18 protein-coding genes are annotated in these 15,332 nt (G+C 64.3%); 3 read left to right on the top strand and 15 right to left on the bottom strand.

All coding sequences use genetic code 11. The features are described from left to right. Positions 1-116: 116 nt before the first annotated feature. From hjc to BM083_RS15695, 6 genes are all read right to left on the bottom strand, one after another. Positions 117-638 (bottom strand): Holliday junction resolvase Hjc, encoded by a 522-nt coding sequence (hjc, locus tag BM083_RS15720; RefSeq protein ID WP_009367014.1) that lies wholly within the window; start codon positions 636-638, stop codon positions 117-119. 47 nt (positions 639-685) lie between these two features. Next, a complete protein-coding gene (locus BM083_RS15715) occupies positions 686-889 on the bottom strand; it encodes a hypothetical protein (RefSeq protein ID WP_089870425.1) in 204 nt (67 codons plus the stop codon). A 46-nt stretch (positions 890-935) separates the two neighbouring features. Further along, a complete protein-coding gene (locus tag BM083_RS15710) occupies positions 936-1,127 on the bottom strand; it encodes a hypothetical protein (RefSeq protein ID WP_009367012.1) in 192 nt (63 codons plus the stop codon). A 71-nt stretch (positions 1,128-1,198) separates the two neighbouring features. Further along, a complete protein-coding gene (locus BM083_RS15705) occupies positions 1,199-2,485 on the bottom strand; it encodes an adenosylhomocysteinase (RefSeq protein ID WP_089870423.1) in 1,287 nt (428 codons plus the stop codon). A 242-nt stretch (positions 2,486-2,727) separates the two neighbouring features. Beyond that, entirely contained in the window at positions 2,728-3,573 is an 846-nt protein-coding gene (locus BM083_RS15700) for a hypothetical protein (protein WP_089870421.1), read from the bottom strand. A gap of 193 nt (positions 3,574-3,766) precedes the next feature. Then, positions 3,767-5,062, bottom strand: a complete 1,296-nt coding sequence (locus tag BM083_RS15695; protein WP_089870419.1) for an amidohydrolase — start codon at positions 5,060-5,062, stop codon at positions 3,767-3,769. Positions 5,063-5,157: 95 nt separating this feature from the next. On the opposite strand from BM083_RS15695, the gene hisG reads away from it, so the two are divergent. Beyond that, on the top strand, positions 5,158-6,003 hold the full coding sequence (gene hisG, locus BM083_RS15690; protein WP_009367008.1) for an ATP phosphoribosyltransferase: 846 nt from the start codon (positions 5,158-5,160) through the stop codon (positions 6,001-6,003). A gap of 36 nt (positions 6,004-6,039) precedes the next feature. Here the strand turns inward: hisG and BM083_RS15685 are convergent, their stop codons facing one another. The 4 genes from BM083_RS15685 to BM083_RS15670 form a co-directional block, all read right to left on the bottom strand. Further along, the gene (locus BM083_RS15685) at positions 6,040-6,450 is read right to left on the bottom strand and encodes a VOC family protein (RefSeq protein WP_089870417.1); all 411 of its coding nucleotides are present in this window, start codon (positions 6,448-6,450) and stop codon (positions 6,040-6,042) included. 36 nt (positions 6,451-6,486) lie between these two features. Further along, on the bottom strand, positions 6,487-7,503 hold the full coding sequence (locus tag BM083_RS15680) for a CPBP family intramembrane glutamic endopeptidase (RefSeq protein WP_089870415.1): 1,017 nt from the start codon (positions 7,501-7,503) through the stop codon (positions 6,487-6,489). Positions 7,504-7,561: 58 nt separating this feature from the next. Then, positions 7,562-7,933 (bottom strand): DUF7473 family protein, encoded by a 372-nt coding sequence (locus tag BM083_RS15675; RefSeq protein WP_089870413.1) that lies wholly within the window; start codon positions 7,931-7,933, stop codon positions 7,562-7,564. 79 nt (positions 7,934-8,012) lie between these two features. After that, positions 8,013-8,573: a TATA-box-binding protein gene (locus tag BM083_RS15670; protein WP_009367004.1), complete on the bottom strand. Its 561-nt coding sequence runs from the start codon at positions 8,571-8,573 to the stop codon at positions 8,013-8,015. Between the two features lie 205 nt (positions 8,574-8,778). Here BM083_RS15670 and BM083_RS15665 point away from each other — a divergent pair, with 205 nt between their 5' ends. After that, on the top strand, positions 8,779-9,753 hold the full coding sequence (locus BM083_RS15665; RefSeq protein ID WP_089870411.1) for a methyltransferase domain-containing protein: 975 nt from the start codon (positions 8,779-8,781) through the stop codon (positions 9,751-9,753). Between the two features lie 88 nt (positions 9,754-9,841). Here the strand turns inward: BM083_RS15665 and BM083_RS15660 are convergent, their stop codons facing one another. From BM083_RS15660 to BM083_RS15650, 3 genes are all read right to left on the bottom strand, one after another. Continuing rightward, positions 9,842-10,453: a protein sorting system archaetidylserine decarboxylase gene (locus tag BM083_RS15660; protein WP_089870547.1), complete on the bottom strand. Its 612-nt coding sequence runs from the start codon at positions 10,451-10,453 to the stop codon at positions 9,842-9,844. Beyond that, the gene (locus BM083_RS15655; RefSeq protein ID WP_089870409.1) at positions 10,450-11,484 is read right to left on the bottom strand and encodes an AAA family ATPase; all 1,035 of its coding nucleotides are present in this window, start codon (positions 11,482-11,484) and stop codon (positions 10,450-10,452) included. Before BM083_RS15655 ends, BM083_RS15660 begins: the two co-directional genes overlap by 4 nt. 119 nt (positions 11,485-11,603) lie before the next feature. Beyond that, positions 11,604-12,770 carry a DUF4382 domain-containing protein gene (locus tag BM083_RS15650; RefSeq protein ID WP_245756905.1) on the bottom strand — a complete coding sequence of 389 codons (1,167 nt, stop codon included), beginning with the start codon at positions 12,768-12,770 and terminating at the stop codon, positions 11,604-11,606. A gap of 187 nt (positions 12,771-12,957) precedes the next feature. Here BM083_RS15650 and rnz point away from each other — a divergent pair, with 187 nt between their 5' ends. Further along, entirely contained in the window at positions 12,958-13,884 is a 927-nt protein-coding gene (gene rnz / locus BM083_RS15645) for a ribonuclease Z (RefSeq protein ID WP_177197664.1), read from the top strand. Positions 13,885-13,888: 4 nt separating this feature from the next. Here the strand turns inward: rnz and BM083_RS15640 are convergent, their stop codons facing one another. Both BM083_RS15640 and BM083_RS15635 read right to left on the bottom strand, forming a co-directional pair. Continuing rightward, complete coding sequence (locus tag BM083_RS15640; protein WP_089870404.1) at positions 13,889-14,296, bottom strand: DUF8108 domain-containing protein; 408 nt, start codon at positions 14,294-14,296, stop codon at positions 13,889-13,891. 3 nt (positions 14,297-14,299) lie between these two features. Next, on the bottom strand, positions 14,300-15,277 hold the full coding sequence (locus BM083_RS15635) for a prohibitin family protein (RefSeq protein ID WP_089870402.1): 978 nt from the start codon (positions 15,275-15,277) through the stop codon (positions 14,300-14,302). Positions 15,278-15,332 lie beyond the last annotated feature (55 nt).

Below are 15,332 nucleotides of genomic sequence, written 5' to 3'. Positions count from 1 at the left end.
CTGGCCGTTCGGCGTCTCCCCCGAAACCGTCGTCGCCGTCGAACGCTCGCCCGGCGGCGACGAGCAACGACTCACCTGTACACAGGCGGATTCGACGAAATCAAAGTACTGTGCAGTTAGTCCAGCATCTCCGCCGCCTCGTCCACCGAGATGACGCCCTCTTTCACCGCGTTGAGCACGTCACGGACGCCCTTCGAGGGGCCGTCGTCCGGTTCCGTGTGGTCTGCGAGCGTCGTCTTCGCGGACTTCCCGACGAATTCGTCGAAGTCGACGCCGTCGGCGAGTGCCGTCTCTTTCTTCACTCGGTAGTTGCCGCCGTCGGTCGTGTAGAGGTCTGCGGGGTGGAAGAAGTACCAATCCTCTCTGTCGAACCGGACGCCGATACGAGGTTTCGCGCCGAAGTTCCGCGAGAAGTAGACGAGCGCCTCGACTTCTTCGCCGGTAAGATAGATGGGGTTACCGGCGCTGGACTTCGCCTCGATGGCGTAGAACGTTTCGCCGTTGCCGGCGAGCACGTCGGGGAGTTCGCGCGTCGTCGCGCCACCGCTGGCCGGGGCGCGCATCACGGCGAATCCGGCCTCGTCGAGTCGGTTGACGAGTTCGCGTTCCCGCCTGTCACCTTTCCTGTTGGCGGCCATACTCCGACTGGCAGGTGGGCGGGCTTAAGTCGGGCGACTGCGGTCGGCTACAACTGCTCTGTGTCGGCGGATTCGCCGTCTGCATCTGCGTCGTCGCCGCCTCGCCACGACAGGCCGATACCGACGGCGAGCATCGCGATTCCGATGGGGAACCACACCACCGCACTCGACGTGTCGTCGGTCAGAGACTGCGTCAGTGCGACGCCGAGGAAGGTGAATCCGACGATGACGAAGGGGAGACCACGACCCATAGTTGGTAGTCGTCGAACGGCGAGATAGCTGTTTGTGCGCGGTCTCTCACGCTGCACTCGGGCCGAACGCACGCCACACGCGAAGTATCGACCCGATGGCGAAGAACAGGCCGCCGACGAGAAACGCGAAGTACGCGAAGGTGGCCTGAAACACGAAGTGGATGCCGACGCCGAGAGCGAGGAAGGCGGCACCGAGGGCGAGTGCGAGCGCATCAGTCGAGAGACCAGTCTGACTCATACGTGGCCCTTCGAGATACCGTGGAAAAAAAAACCCTCGTTCGACGACTATCGCGAGTGGCTAGTGCGCGATTACGTCCCGTGCGCCCACGACCCCATGTACTCGCGCTGTTCGTCGCTCAGGGAGTCGAACTCGATGCCCTCTGCCTCCAGTTTGATTTCGGCGACTTCGCGGTCCAGGTCGTCCGGCACGTCGTGGACGCCGGCGTCGTAGGCGTCGCCGTTCTCGACCATCTCGCGGACACAGACGGCCTGCACGCCGAACGACTGGTCCATCACTTCGACCGGGTGGCCGAGCGAGAGGGGTGCGGCGAGGTTGACGAGTCGACCTTCGGCGAGGACGTTCAGACGGCGGCCGTCTTCCATCTCGTAGGCGTCGACGCCGTCGCGGGCCTCGTACTGGTCGACGGCGAGGTCCGAGAGGTCTTCGAGGTTGATTTCGACGTCGAAGTGGCCCGCGTTGGCGAGAAGTACGCCGTCCTGCATGACTTCGAAGTGTTCGCGGGTGATGACGTCGCGGTTCCCCGTCGTCGTGATGAACACGTCGCCAACTTCGGCGGCTTCGGCCATCGGCATCACGTCGTAGCCCTCCATGTGGGCTTCGAGTGCGCGCCGGGAGTCGACTTCGGCGACGATGACGTTCGCGTTCTGGCCGGCGGCCTTCTTGGCGACACCTTTGCCGCAGTAGCCGTAGCCGCCGACGACGACGTTCTTGCCTGCCCACGAGAGGTTCGTGGTCATGGCGATAGTCGCTAAGGAGGACTCGCCGGTGCCGTGGACGTTGTCGAAGAGTCGCTTCATCGGCGTGTCGTTGACGGCGAAGACGGGGTACTTCAACTCTCCATCTTCGTCCATCGACCGCAGACGGTGGACGCCCGTCGTCGTCTCCTCTGCGCCGCCGACGATGGTGTCGATGAGGTCCGGATACTCCTCGTGGACGAGGTAGACGAGGTCCATCCCGTCGTCGACGGTGATAGTCGGGTCGAAGTCGAGCGTCGCTCGCAGTGCCTCGTAGTAGCCCTCTTCGTCGACGCCGCGGACGGCGTAGGAGGTGATGTTGTCGTGGGCGTCGAGCGCCGCGCTGACGTCGTCGTGCGTCGACAGCGGGTTACAGCCGGTGATAGCTACCTCTGCGCCGCCGAGTGCGAGCAGTTCGACGAGGTTGGCCGTCTTCGCCTCGACGTGCATGGCCATCGCGATACGTTGGCCGTCGAGCGGTTTCTCGCTCTCGAACTCCTCGCGGAGCGCCTGCAGAATCGGCATGTGCTGGAGCGCCCAGTCCATCTTGCGGCGACCCTCGTCGCGAGCAGTCTCGACGTCGTCGAGATGCTCGGTAATCGGTGGATACGTCTCGCTCATGCGTCTGGATGCGACGAGGGCGGTGAAAACGATACCGAAGGCGGAACGCCCTCGTGGACTCGTTCCGTTGCCCGGCGATGTCGACTCGACTCCCCTTCCCCTAAATGCCGAGTCGACTCTCTTCCCCTAACTGCCGAGTCGACTCCCTCCTCCCTGTTGGTGTGTCCGGGTGGGGGGTCTCGGGTCGAACGCCGCGAGACACCCGGTGCGGACGACTGTCCGGTTCGATGCCGTAGAGAGCGTTAGTTCGTCAGCGGTGCGGCGAGTGCCTTGGGACCCTTTCCGTTGCCGTTGCCGTTCCCTCTGTCGGGGCGACGGTCACTGTCGGACTCATCTGCCTGCGCGTCGTCGGTCTGTTCCTCTTCAGACTCGTCGTCTTTGGCTTTGTCCTTCCCGTTCGCGTGGTCGGGTTTCCCGGTCTGCTTGTCGCTCTTGCCGTTGTCGCCTGCGTTCTCTGGCTTGCCAGCCTTGTCCTTCTTGTCTTTCTTGTCCTTCTCGCCGTTCTGTCCTGCGTGGTCGGGTTTCCCTGCTTTGTCGGGTTTCCCAGCGTGGTCCGGCTTGTTGTCGTTGCTCGGGTTGTGCGTCTTCACGAACTCCGAGACGAACTGGCCGATGCCGCCTTCGGTGCGCTGGCCGTCGAGGAGGCCGTGAACGAAGTACGAGACGCGCTGTCCGAAACTCTCGAACGTCAGCGCCTCTAGTTCCGCCGTCGTCGTCGCGGAGTGGTTGCCGCTCGTCGCCGTCACCGTCACCGTCGTCGTCTCTGCGGGTGCGGGAAGCGAGATGGTCCCCTCAGCGCCCGTCTGGTACGTTCCAGTTCCCGCGTAGGTCGTATCGCTCGTCACGTCGACCGTCGCGTTCTCGACGGGCACGTCGCCGTCGGTGACCGTGACGACTGCGCCACTGGTGTTTCCGTCTTGTTCGACGGTGACGGCGACGTTGCCTGCTGCGGCCACTGTATCACCAGTGCCCGTGTTTCCTGCGTTGCCTGCGGACTGTGCGACGGCCGTTCCTGCGGCCCCGGTGAGGCCCGCGAGGACGAGCATCATCGTGATTGCGAGTGTGTTGACCTTTCTGTGAGCGTTCATTGCATCCTCTCTGAGGCAGACATTCAAGATAAACAGAACGTGTCGTTCACCTCGTTCGCCCCGTTCCACGACGCGCTCACATCGTTCAACACTGTTTAGAAAGCTCTCTCGTGGCGTAGATTCAAGAAAAACAAACATTCTTATACTGTTGATTTTCTTCACCGGAGACGATACCGAGACGCGTTCGACCGACTTACTCGGCGCGTTCGACGAGAGCCGTAGCGTGGTCCCGTGCACGCGTCAGCACGGCCGACTCGTCCATCGTCAGCACCTCGCGGTCACGCATGAGCACCTGACCGTCGCAGACGGTGTGGCGAACGTCGGACCCGCGAGCGGCGTAGGCGAGGTGGCTCACGAGGTCGTGGGCGGGCGTGAGATGCGGCGAGTCGAGGTCGAGGACGACGAGGTCGGCGTTCGCACCGGGTTCGACGACGCCCGACTGGACGCCGATGGCATCGGCGCTCCCCTGCGTCGCCATCTGGACGACGCTCTCGGCGTCGACGGCGCTGGCGTTTCCGGTCGCGAGTTTCCCCAGCATCGCCGCGTCGCGCATCTCGTCGAACATGTCGAGGTCGTTGTTCGACGCCGCGCCGTCGGTTCCGAGTCCGACCGTGACACCGGCGTCGAGCATCCGCTGGACCGGGGCCATCCCGCTCGCGAGTTTCATGTTCGAGGCCGGACAGTGGACGACGCCCGTCCCGCGCGTCGCGAGCAGGTCGATTTCGGCCCCGTCGACGTGGACGCCGTGGGCGACGAAGTCCTCGTGGGTGAGCATCCCGAGGTCGTCGGCGTATTCGAGCGGTCGTTCGTCACGTTCGTCGACGATGGGGTCGACTTCGTCGGTCGTCTCGTTGGCGTGGAAGTGGACCGGGATGTCGTCTTCGCGTGCCTCGGCGACGCTCTCGCGGAGGTACGACTCGCCGACCGTCGTCAGCGAGTGTGGCATGTACGCCGTCGTGACGCGGCCGTCTGCGGCACCGTCGAACTCGCGGGCGATGTCGAGACTCTCGTCGATGTCGGCCTGTGCGCCCTCGTCGTCTTTGGCGACGGTGACGACACCGTGGCCGACGCGAGCGCGGAGTCCAGCCTCGTCGATGGCGTCGACGACTTCGGGGACGTCGAAGTACATATCCGCGAACGCGGTCGTCCCGGATTTGATCATCTCCAAGAGACCCAACTCCGTGCCGACGTGGATGTCCTCGGCCGTCAGTTCGGCCTCGGCCGGCCAGATGTCCTCCTGTAGCCACGCGTCGAGCGGTTTGTCGTCGGCGTACCCTCGAAGCAGGGTCATCGCGGCGTGACAGTGGGCGTTGACGAGACCGGGCATCACCAGTCCACCCGAGGCGTCGAGCGTCTCGTCGGCGTCGACTTCGATGTCCGTGCCCACGTCGAGGATACCACCTTCGTCGGCGTCGACGAGGACGTCCGCCTCGACGACCCGCATATCGGGTAGTAGTACCTGTCCGCCTTCGATGAGGAGCGTGCTCATGACTGGTGGTTTCCACGTGGAGACATTAGCTGGTGTGGTTCGTCTCGTCTACGGGAGAGGGAAAGACAGTTCTCCCGTGGGGCTGACTGGGGAGTATGCGCATCGCCGTGCCCAACAAAGGGCGCATCCACGACCCGACCATCGAGCTGCTCGAACACGCCGGCCTCCACATCAAGAACGGGTCGGACCGCAAACTCTACGCCGAGACGGTCGACCCCGACGTGACCGTCCTGTTCGCTCGCGCGGCCGACATTCCTGAGTACGTCCGCGACGGCGCGGCAGACCTGGGAATCACGGGTCTCGATCAGGTGCGAGAGTCGGGCCACGAGTTGACGGAACTCTTGGACCTGGAGTTCGGCTCTTGCCGACTCGTCCTCGCCGCCCCCGAAGACGGCGACATCGAGACTGTCGCCGACGTCGACGACAAGAGCGTCGCCACCGAGTTCCCGACCATCGCCCGACGCTACTTCGAAGAGCAGGGTGTCTCCCCCGAAATCGTGAAAGTGACCGGTGCGACCGAACTCACTCCGCACGTCGACATGGCCGACGCCATCATCGACATCACCTCGACGGGGACGACGCTCGCGGTGAACCGATTAGGAATCATCGACGAGGTGCTCTCCTCGTCGGTTCGCCTCTTCGCCCGCCCGGACGTCGCAGACGACGCGAAGGTCCAACAGGTGACGATGGCGCTTCGCTCTGTGCTGGCCGCCGACGGCAAACGCTATCTGATGATGAACGCGCCGAAGGACAAACTGGACGACGTCCGCGACGTCATCCCCGGGATGGGCGGGCCGACGGTGATGGACATCGCCGGTGGCGAGAAGGTGGCCGTCCACGTCGTCGTCGACGAACGCGACGTGTTCAACGTCATCAACGACCTCCGCGGTGTCGGTGCCTCGGACATCCTCGTGACCGAAATCGAGCGGTTGGTCGAGTAACGCTCTTCCGAACGGGTCGCCGTCGATTTTTCACCCTCACTCTGCCGTGAGAAGCGGGTACGCGACCTCCCACAGGTGGCCGTCGGGGTCCGCGAAGTAGCCCGAGTAGCCGCCCCAGAACGTATCTGCTGCCGGTTTTACGAGTCGCCCGCCAACTTCCTCGACCGTCCCCAGAATCGCGTCGACTTCGGCTTTCGAGTCGACGTTGTGCGCCAGCGTCACCCCGGAGAATCCAGCCTCGTCGCCGTCGGCGAACGGCACTGTCGCGTCTTCGGCCAGTAGCTTCCGCGGATAGACCGAGAGCCACGTCCCGTCGAGCGTGAAGAACGCGACGTCGCTGTCGGGTTCTCGTTCTTGCATCGGAAAGCCGAGTCCGTCGCGGTAGAACGCTATCGCGGTGTCGACGTCGGCGACGCCGAGCGTCACGAGCGTGAGTCTGGGGTCCATACAGGAGAGTCGCCGCCCGGCGAGATAGCCGTTCGCTCAGTTCGTTCGATTGCTCAGTTCGTTCGCCTCACTCGCGTCACTCGATTCGCTCACACGCAACTCCGGCGTCGTCAGCCCCGGGTGAATGCCGACGTCGCCGCGTCGCCAGCGAACCCACGCGACGATTGCCAGTGTCCCGAGCACCATCGCCGCGACGCCGAGCAACCCGGCCTCGGGGCCGAAACTCCCGCCCGTCACGAGGTCCGGTCCCTGTTCTCGGGTCGCAACGACCGTCGTTTCGACCCCCAACCCGCTGACGGGAAAGCCGTAGACACCGCCCTGAAAGAGGTTCCACGTGACGTGGAGACCGATGGGGATGGCGAGTTCGTCCGTCAGCACGTAGCCGAGCGCCAGCATCACGCCCGCGAGGGTGATGGTCACGGTGCTCAGCAGCGACGCGTTCGGGTTGCTGGCGTGGAGGACGCCGAACACGCTCGACGAGAAGAGCACGGAGAGCGCGACGGCCCCACGCTCGCCGACGTATCCCGTGAGTCCCTCCGCGACGTTCGTCAGGAGGTAGCCCCGGGCGAACAGTTCCTCGTAGAGACCGACCAGCAAGAAGAGGACGACGAGCGTCACGAACCCGCCGCTGACGACGTTGCCGACGGCGACGCTCGTCACGCGGAACCATCCGGCGGCGACGCCAGTCACGAAGACGAACGTCATCAGTCCCACGCCGAGACCGAGACCGAATCCGAGGTCGACCCACCACGACCGGTCGAGGTGGAAGCCGAAGTCGTCGAACCAGCGACGGTCGACTATCCGACCGGCGACGGCGACGGCGAGGAGGATGGCTATACCGGCGACGAGACTACCGACGAGGCCCGTCGCGAGACTGCCAGCACTCGCACCGAACAGACTGACGAGGAGGGGAGCGAGACCGAGGACGCCGACGAGCAGACCGAGACCGAGTACGAACACACCGACGAGGAGGAGGGTCGCGACGACTCGAAGCGGTGCGCGGAGGCGACGTTCCGTGCGATTCCACACGAGTCCGACCAGTGAGTCGACCATGCCGTCCGTGCGTCCGGACGTCGCTTGAGCGGTTCGGTTGTCCCTGTTTCTCACTCGCTCATCCCGGTGCGCTGCTGAGGAGGAACGCGAGCGAGAACAGCATCGCGCCGAGGATGATGCTGACGACGATGTGGATGGCGGTGATGTAAGCCGTCAGCCGTCGCGAACGCTTGTAGAGCAACGAGATGGCGACGGCGTCGACAGAGATTGCGAGGGCGATAGCGAGGAAGGGGCTGAGACCGAACGCAGTGGAGACGACGGCGATGGCTGCCGGAAGCGGTCCCACGACGAACGCCTTCTTCACCTCGACGTCGCCGAGGACGTTTCGAGCCGCGATGTGTGCGGTAACCGAGAGGAACAGCGCGAACAGGCCGACCGTACCCGCGATTGCGACGGGGTTGCCGACCGCTCCGGCCTGGAGGATAACCATACGTCGGGTTGGCAGTGTGGGGGTTTGGTCCTGACGCTCTCGGGTGCAGGCCAAAGAGAGAAAACTGAGAGGTGTGCGTTCAGCCGAGGAGGCCGAGTTCCGAGAGGCGTTCCGTGATGACTTCGACCGCGTGTTTCGCGTCTTCGGGCTTCTTGCCACCCGTGATGACGAGTTTCCCCGACCCGAACAGCAGTGCGACGACCTTCGGTTCGTCGAGGCGATAGACGAGACCCGGGAACTGTTCCGGTTCGTACTCGATGTTCTCCAGACCGAGACCGATTGCGATAGCGTTGAGATTGAGGTTCTTGCCGAGGTCGGCACTCGTGACGATGTTCTGGACCGTAATCTCGGGGTCGTCTTCGACCTGAATCTTCAGTTCGCGGAGTTTGTCGAAGACGATGTTGAGACTCTCGTGAACGTCGTCGGTCGACTTGGCCCCCGTGCAGACGATTTTCCCGGAGCGGAAGATGAGCGCCGCAGACTTCGGGTTCTGGGTCCGGTAGACGAGTCCCGGGAACTGCTCCGGGTCGTAGTCGGCCCCTTCGAGGTCCATCGCCACGCTCTGCAAGTCGAGTTCCTGCCCGATTCCCGTCGAGGCGACCACGTTTTCGATATTGATTGTGTCCGTGGGGTCGGTCATGTATCGATTTAAGGGTCGTATTTAAGGTTTAAAAAGATTGGTGCTACTGAATGATACATCGAATTTGTGACCAAACGTGTCGACGGTGGGAAATCGCCCCCGTCACCGTGTCTCTCGGGATTCTGTCCGTCTGCCGATTGGTCACACGGGGTTCGACGCGGCGAGAGTCGGCATCCTCATACCGGTCGGTCGTCACACTGCGAGCGTGTACTGTCTCGAACTCGCCGGCGAGGACGACGCGTTCGCCGCCTGCGAGGCCGAAAGCGCGGCCGACGCCGTCGACGTCGTCGCGTCCGGTCTCGCGACGGCACGAGGCATCTCGCCGGACCGCCTCCGCATGCTGGCGTACACCCACCGCGCCAGCGAACTCGTCGGCCACACCGACGCCGACGTCGAGAGCGCCCGTCACCTCCTCGAAGCGGCCAGTATCGAGCGCTCGGGAACGGTCGCCGTCCGCGCCCGTGACGTTCACAGCGCGACCGACGTGAGCACGCAAGACGCCGAGCGAACCCTAGGAAGTGTGCTCGTCGACCGCGGTTTCTCGGTCGACCTCGACGACCCCGACCACGTGCTTCGGGTCCTGTTCTCCGACGACGTCTGCATACTCGGCTGGCTCGACGTCGAGAGCATCCGCGACTTCGGCGACCGAAAGCCGACCGACCGCCCCTTTTTCCAACCGGGAAGTATGGCTCCGCTCGACGCCCGCGCTTTCGTCAACATCGCCGGTGCGGGGCCGGGAAAGACGGTTCTCGACCCGATGTGCGGCACCGGCGGCGTTCTGCTGGAAGCGGCACTCGTCGGCGCTCGCGTCGTCGGCGCGGACGCCCAGTGGAAGATGGCTCGTGGAAGTCGGACAAACCTCGCGGAACTCACGCCCGAGGCGACGTGGGACGTGGTCCGCGGCGACGCAACCAGTCTCGCCTTACAGGACGACAGTGTCGACGGCGTCGTCTTCGACGCCCCCTACGGCCGCCAGTCGAAGATTGCTCGACACGACTTGAAGGACCTCGTCGCCGGGGCGCTCTCGGAGGCCGCCCGCGTCGCGCCTCGCGCCGTCGTCGTCGCCGACCGTTCGTGGGCGGACGCCGCCGTCGACGCCGGATGGGACGTAGAGAGACTGTTCCAACGCCGCGTCCACCGGTCGCTCACGCGGTACGTCCACGTGCTGACGCGAGCGTAACTCTGCTCCGACGCTCTCGACGATGTGAGCGTCTGACAAACCCCCCTGTTTCCACTGGAGAACGCACGACGAGAGAGCGCTTCGAGAATCAGTCGGCCGCGGTCGGCGTCTCTACGACCACCGTCTGACCGGCGGTGACGCGCTGCCCTTTTTCTACCTCGACGTCCTCGACGTCGACCCACTCCGGGAGGAGGATATCTGCGCGACTTCCGAAGGCGATGTGGCCCAGTCGTTCACCGCGTGCGACGGACTCCCCACCAGAGATGTACGGATGGATGCGGCGGGCGAACCACCCGGCGATAAACGACACCTCGTGCGTTCCGAAGTCGACGTCGACGCGTTCGTTTCGGTCGGAGTCCTTCGAGAACGCCGGTTTGTACGCGCCCGGACGCCGCTCGACGGACTCGGCGTAGCCGTCGGTCGGCGCGCGGATGACGTGGACGTCGGTGACGTTCATGAAGACGCCGACACGGACCTGTTCACCTTCCTCACGAATCACGGAGACCTTCCCGTGCGCCGGAGCGACGATACCGGACGCGGGTGGTGTCCGCTCGGGGTCACGGAAGAAGGCGACGACGGCGACTGTGAGCACGAGGAGACCGACGCCGACCGGGAACGCGACGACGAGCGCCGGAAGCGCGAGCAAGAGCGGTGGGGCCGCGTATCGCCACGTCCCGGGCGCGACTGGAAGCGGGTTCACGCTGCACGCTCCGTGGACTCCGTGGACTCGGTCGACCACGCCGACAGCAGGTGTGTCAGGTGAATCGTCGCGTCGGTCCCCGTCGCGAGGTCGAGGTCGACGCTCCCGGCGAGGCGATAGAGTCGAGCCAGGTCGTCGCCCGCGATGTCAGATTTCGCGCGAGCGACGCGGAGCAGTTCGCTCAGGAACTCTTGGCCGTCGTAGCCCTCGTCGGAGATGAGGTCGTCGACGGCCTTTCTGGCAGCACTGATGTCGCCGGCCTCGGCCGCCGAGAGCGCGTCGAGTATCGCGTCGTCGTGACCGAGTTCGCCCATCGTCTGGTAGGCGGTCTGCATCGTCAGTTCGTCGTGTTCGACGACGGTGGCCTGCGCCGAGAGCACCGCCTTTCGGAGGTTGCCACCGGCGGCGCTGGCGACGAACTCCAGTCCGTTCGAGTCGTACTCGACGTCCTCAGCCTCGACGATGCCTTCGAGCACGTCGATTGTCTCGTCGGTCGTCGGCGCACGAATCGGCACGGGGAAACAGCGCGAGCGAATCGGCGGGATGAGCTTCGAGGGCTGGCGCGTGGCGATGACGAACTGTGTCGTCCGGTGGTGCTGCTCCATCACGCGGCGCAGCGCCTGCTGGAAGTCCTCGCGAATCGCCTCGGCGTTGTCGAGGACGATTGTCTTGAACGACCCCGACATCGGGGCGTAGCTGGCGGACTCCTTGAGCACTCGGTTGATCATGTCGCGTTTGGCCATCCGGCTTCGACCGTCGAGGAACTGCTCGAAGCGCGGATCCGACCGAATCTCCTTCTTCGTTCGGTTGAAGAAGTCCGCGACGTTGATTTCGACCAAGTCGTTGTCCGGGTCGTCGTGTGTCTCGCGGGCGAGCGCTCGAACGGCGGCCGTCTTACCGACGCCCACCGGCCCTTGCACCACGAGGTTCATCGGCTCGTCGACGGTGCGGTCCAGCCGGTCGCGGACCTCCGCCTGCGGGAGGTCGGCGAGAGCCGGCGCGTGCGTGTCCGTCCACAGCGGCGCGTCCATTGATTTCGAGTAATGGGCGATTGGGTAAGAATCGGTCGGTCCGAACGCCGCACTCACCATACTCGCCGCAGAAAGCAGTGGTCTGGGGTCGTGTCGATGAGTGAAACGCAACACCCGGACTACACGACCGCTTCGTCCAGACCGTTGGCGTCCTCTCCGTTGCCGTCTCCCTCCCCGCCGTTTTCGCCACTCGACGTCGCGAGGGTTTGACTGAGTTCGACCTCGGCGTCGTCCGCGGTGACCGTCACTTCGAGCTCTTCGGTGCCCTCGGGGACCGAGAACGTCAGTTCGCCGTCTTCGTTCGTCGTTCCGACCGTCTCCCCGTTGGCGGTGACCGTCGCGCCTTCGACGGCGGTACCGTCCTGCATCACGCGGACCGTCGCGTCCCCGTCGGCCGTGACGTCGCCGACGAAGGTCGCTTCGAGGCCCGACTCGTCGTTCGCTTCGTCTTTCCCCTTCTCACCGTTCTTCTGCTTCGGTTCGACGACTTCGATGTCGACTTCGTCACCGGTGCCCGATTCGGTGATGACGGGTTTGAGGACGTACTTGCCGCTCTTACCCGCTTCGACGACGGTGATGTCGTAGACGAAGTCGACGCTCTCACCTGATTCGATGGCGAACCCCTTGTTCAGTTGAAGCTTGTTACTCGGCAGCTTCACGTTCACTGTCTCGCCGGTCTTGAGCGTCCCTTCGACCTCACTGACGTAGACGAAGACCTTCGTGTATTTGCCCGCTTCGAGCGAGACGGAACCGAACTTGGTCGACTGCGGCCCTTGGAGTTCGGTCAGGTCGGCGGTCTGTTTCCCGACGTCGTACTCGACCCATCCACCCGTGTCACCGTCTTCGTCGCTCTCCGCACTGTCTGCGGAGCCGTCGTCGGTCACCGATGCGTTGGTCTCGACGGACGCGTTCGCCGACGCCGACACGTTCGTGTCGGTTGCGTTTGCTGTCACGGTCGTGTTGGCTTCGACCGACGTATTCGCGTTCGCGGACGACTCGCTCTCTTCGTCAACCTCGTCGCCAGCCCGTGCGAAGCCGACTCTCGTGATGGTGACGTTCAGGTGTTCGAACTGGTCTATGGCGTTCACCTCGTCGCTCACGTACAGGTTCACCGTCCCGGTCGACGCGGCGTTCGTGCCGTCCGTGCTGGTTGCGCCGCCCTCGGCGTCTGTACCTGCCGTTTCGGTCTGCTCCACATCGGTCGTCTGTCCCGAATCCACACCGCCGGAACAGCCTGCCAGAAGAAGCATGAGTGCCAGGAGTACGGCCACGATAGTCTGTTTCATCGTACTGTCTCCAGTAGTGGTATGTATAGATATACCCCGCGCTCAGTTCGACCGAATTCGAGGAGTGAACGGTCGTGAACGGACCGAAACTGTGTGCCAAGCTAGCAGGTGACGTGTCCACAACACGAGCCGCCAACCCGTTCCGACACGCGTTTAGGTCCACCCCGTCTCGTTCTTCTCAATGTCGATGCGCGTGACGTTCTTAGGAACCAGCGGGGCGGTCCCGACCACCGAGCGGGCCCCCAGCGCCGTCCTCGTCAACCGCGAGGGCGAGCGGATGCTGTTCGACTGCGGCGAGGGAACTCAGCGACAGATGATGCGGTTCAACACCGGGTTCAACGTCTCGCATCTCTTCGTCACGCATCTCCACGGCGACCACATCCTCGGGATTCCCGGCTTGATTCAGTCGTGGGACTTCAACGACCGCGACGCCGCGCTGGCGATTCACGTCCCGCCGGGGTCGAAAAAGCACGTCAAACGCCTCGTCCACGCCGGTGGCTACGACCCGAGTTATCCGGTCAACATCCACGAAGTGTCGCCGGGGTCGACGGCACTCGACGGCGACGAGTTCGAGGTCCGGACGTTCAAGACCAACCATCGGACGCGCTCGCAGGGGTACGCCATCGTCGAAGACGACCGGCCGGGGCGGTTCGACCGCGAGAAAGCCGAAGAAGAACTCGGCATCCCACCGGGGCCGATGTACGGGAGACTCCACAACGGCGAGGCCGTCGAACTCGACGACGGCCGAGTCATCCAGCCCGAACAGGTCGTCGGTGACCCGCGTCCGGGTCGAAAGTTGGTCTACACCGGCGACACCCGCCCCGTGCAGGCCACCGTCGAGATGGCCGAAGACGCCGACCTGCTCATCCACGACGCTACCTTCGCCAGCGACGAGTCGGGGCGTGCCCGACAGACGTACCACTCGACGGCGCAGGAAGCCGCAGACGTGGCATCGCGGGCGAACGCCAAGCGACTCGCGTTGACGCACATCTCGTCGCGCTACGCCGGCGACGCGAGTCCGATCGAGCGAGAGGCCCAAGAACGCTTCCACGGCGAGTGTTTCGTCCCGAGCGACGGCCAGAAGGTCGAGGTACCGTTCCCCGACGCAGAGTAAGAGACTACTTCTCGCGGAGCAGTTCGTCGTCGGCGAGTTCGCTCGTCTCGTCTCCGGCACACGCCGAACAGTAGACGTTCTCCCCGTCGTCGAGGAGGACGAGCGGAACGCCGAACAGCACCCACTCGCGGACGAACCGTCGGCGTTCGCCGTCGGTGACCGCCTGCTCACAGTCTACACAGCGATGGGCACCCTGTTCGTCGACTGGCCGTCGGAGGATACGCGTCCTCTCACCGACCGTGAACCGCCCGTAGGCAGGTTCGCGGGTCACGAGGAGGGCGACACCGGCGACGAGTGCCAACAGGAGTGCAACGAGAGCGACGCGGCCGACAGAGAGGAGGACGCCCCGAGCGAGGAAGGCGACGAAGAGCGTCACACAGACGCCGACGACGGCGAGGAGACGACGGTCCATCGCTTACGAGTCGGCAGTGGCCGTGTCGTTACCGGTTGACTGGCCACTCCGCGTCGATTGGCTGTTGCTTCCGCTGCTACTGCTGCTTCCACTGTTCGACCCGGATTCGAGGTTCCGGACGAACTGCGGGTAGCCGTCGCCGCCGACGGGGATGTAGACCGTATCGGTCTCGTCGAGTCGCTGGATGTACTGCTGGGCGAGCACCTCGTTCGTCAACGACTCGCTGACGATGCGGTTGGCGTCGGCTTCACCCTGCGCTTCGATCGTCTTCCGTTCGGCTTCGAGTTTCTCGACTTCGAGTTCGCTCTGTTTCTGCTGGCGACGCTGTTCGGTAATCTCCTTCTGCTCGACGGCTTTCGCGTACTCGGCGGGGAGTTCGACGTTCCGAATCTGGACGGCTTCGAGGATGAGGCCGTCGTTGGCGAACTGCGCTCCGAGTTCCTGTTCGGCGGCGAGTTTCAGTCTCGTCTGTCCCTCGCCGGTGTAGATTTCGGTGACCGGGAGTCGCCCGGCCTCGGTCCGGAGAATCGACCGAATCGAGGGCCGAATCAGGCGCTCTTCGGCGGTGTCGAGCGTCCGGTACTTCCGGTAGAAGTCGACGGCCTTGCTGGCGTCGACCCGGTAGCGCACGGTCACGTCGATATCGGTGCGAAGACCGTCTTCGGTGAGGACGCGGATGGCGTCGTCGCCGGTCTGCTGGCCTTCGTTCTGCTGGGCCGACATCGTGTAGGACTGCGGCCGGACCGAGAGGCTACTCGTCGACTGCGAGACGGGGTTGACGAAGTGGGCACCGGGTTCGAAGACGGTGCCCGTCGTCGCACCCCACTTCTTGACGACCTTGATGTTCCCTTCGTCGACGGGTTCCCACGCGAGGATTCCTGCGACGGGGGCGACGAGGACGAGGAGGGCGAGGAAGCCGACGACGGCGATTCGACGGAGGTTCGAGAGACCGAGACTTGGAGGTTCGGGACCAGTACTCATGTTTCCACAGTGGTGATTTACTGCTCTCTGGTTTCAGTGTTCGCACTCTCGACAC

The organism is Halogranum rubrum (assembly GCF_900114455.1).
Taxonomy (GTDB): domain Archaea; phylum Halobacteriota; class Halobacteria; order Halobacteriales; family Haloferacaceae; genus Halogranum; species Halogranum rubrum.
This window is presented reverse-complemented; position numbering and strand designations above follow the sequence as displayed.

Bases quoted from the DNA above. Each gene is read 5' to 3' on its own strand.
- hjc (WP_009367014.1), bottom strand. From the start codon at position 638: ATGGCCGCCAACAGGAAAGGTGACAGGCGGGAACGCGAACTCGTCAAC.
- BM083_RS15715 (WP_089870425.1), bottom strand. From the start codon at position 889: ATGGGTCGTGGTCTCCCCTTCGTCATCGTCGGATTCACCTTCCTCGGC.
- BM083_RS15710 (WP_009367012.1), bottom strand. From the start codon at position 1,127: ATGAGTCAGACTGGTCTCTCGACTGATGCGCTCGCACTCGCCCTCGGT.
- BM083_RS15705 (WP_089870423.1), bottom strand. From the start codon at position 2,485: ATGAGCGAGACGTATCCACCGATTACCGAGCATCTCGACGACGTCGAG.
- BM083_RS15700 (WP_089870421.1), bottom strand. From the start codon at position 3,573: ATGAACGCTCACAGAAAGGTCAACACACTCGCAATCACGATGATGCTC.
- BM083_RS15695 (WP_089870419.1), bottom strand. From the start codon at position 5,062: ATGAGCACGCTCCTCATCGAAGGCGGACAGGTACTACTACCCGATATG.
- hisG (WP_009367008.1), top strand. From the start codon at position 5,158: ATGCGCATCGCCGTGCCCAACAAAGGGCGCATCCACGACCCGACCATC.
- BM083_RS15685 (WP_089870417.1), bottom strand. From the start codon at position 6,450: ATGGACCCCAGACTCACGCTCGTGACGCTCGGCGTCGCCGACGTCGAC.
- BM083_RS15680 (WP_089870415.1), bottom strand. From the start codon at position 7,503: ATGGTCGACTCACTGGTCGGACTCGTGTGGAATCGCACGGAACGTCGC.
- BM083_RS15675 (WP_089870413.1), bottom strand. From the start codon at position 7,933: ATGGTTATCCTCCAGGCCGGAGCGGTCGGCAACCCCGTCGCAATCGCG.
- BM083_RS15670 (WP_009367004.1), bottom strand. From the start codon at position 8,573: ATGACCGACCCCACGGACACAATCAATATCGAAAACGTGGTCGCCTCG.
- BM083_RS15655 (WP_089870409.1), bottom strand. From the start codon at position 11,484: ATGGACGCGCCGCTGTGGACGGACACGCACGCGCCGGCTCTCGCCGAC.
- BM083_RS15650 (WP_245756905.1), bottom strand. From the start codon at position 12,770: ATGAAACAGACTATCGTGGCCGTACTCCTGGCACTCATGCTTCTTCTG.
- rnz (WP_177197664.1), top strand. From the start codon at position 12,958: ATGCGCGTGACGTTCTTAGGAACCAGCGGGGCGGTCCCGACCACCGAG.
- BM083_RS15640 (WP_089870404.1), bottom strand. From the start codon at position 14,296: ATGGACCGTCGTCTCCTCGCCGTCGTCGGCGTCTGTGTGACGCTCTTC.
- BM083_RS15635 (WP_089870402.1), bottom strand. From the start codon at position 15,277: ATGAGTACTGGTCCCGAACCTCCAAGTCTCGGTCTCTCGAACCTCCGT.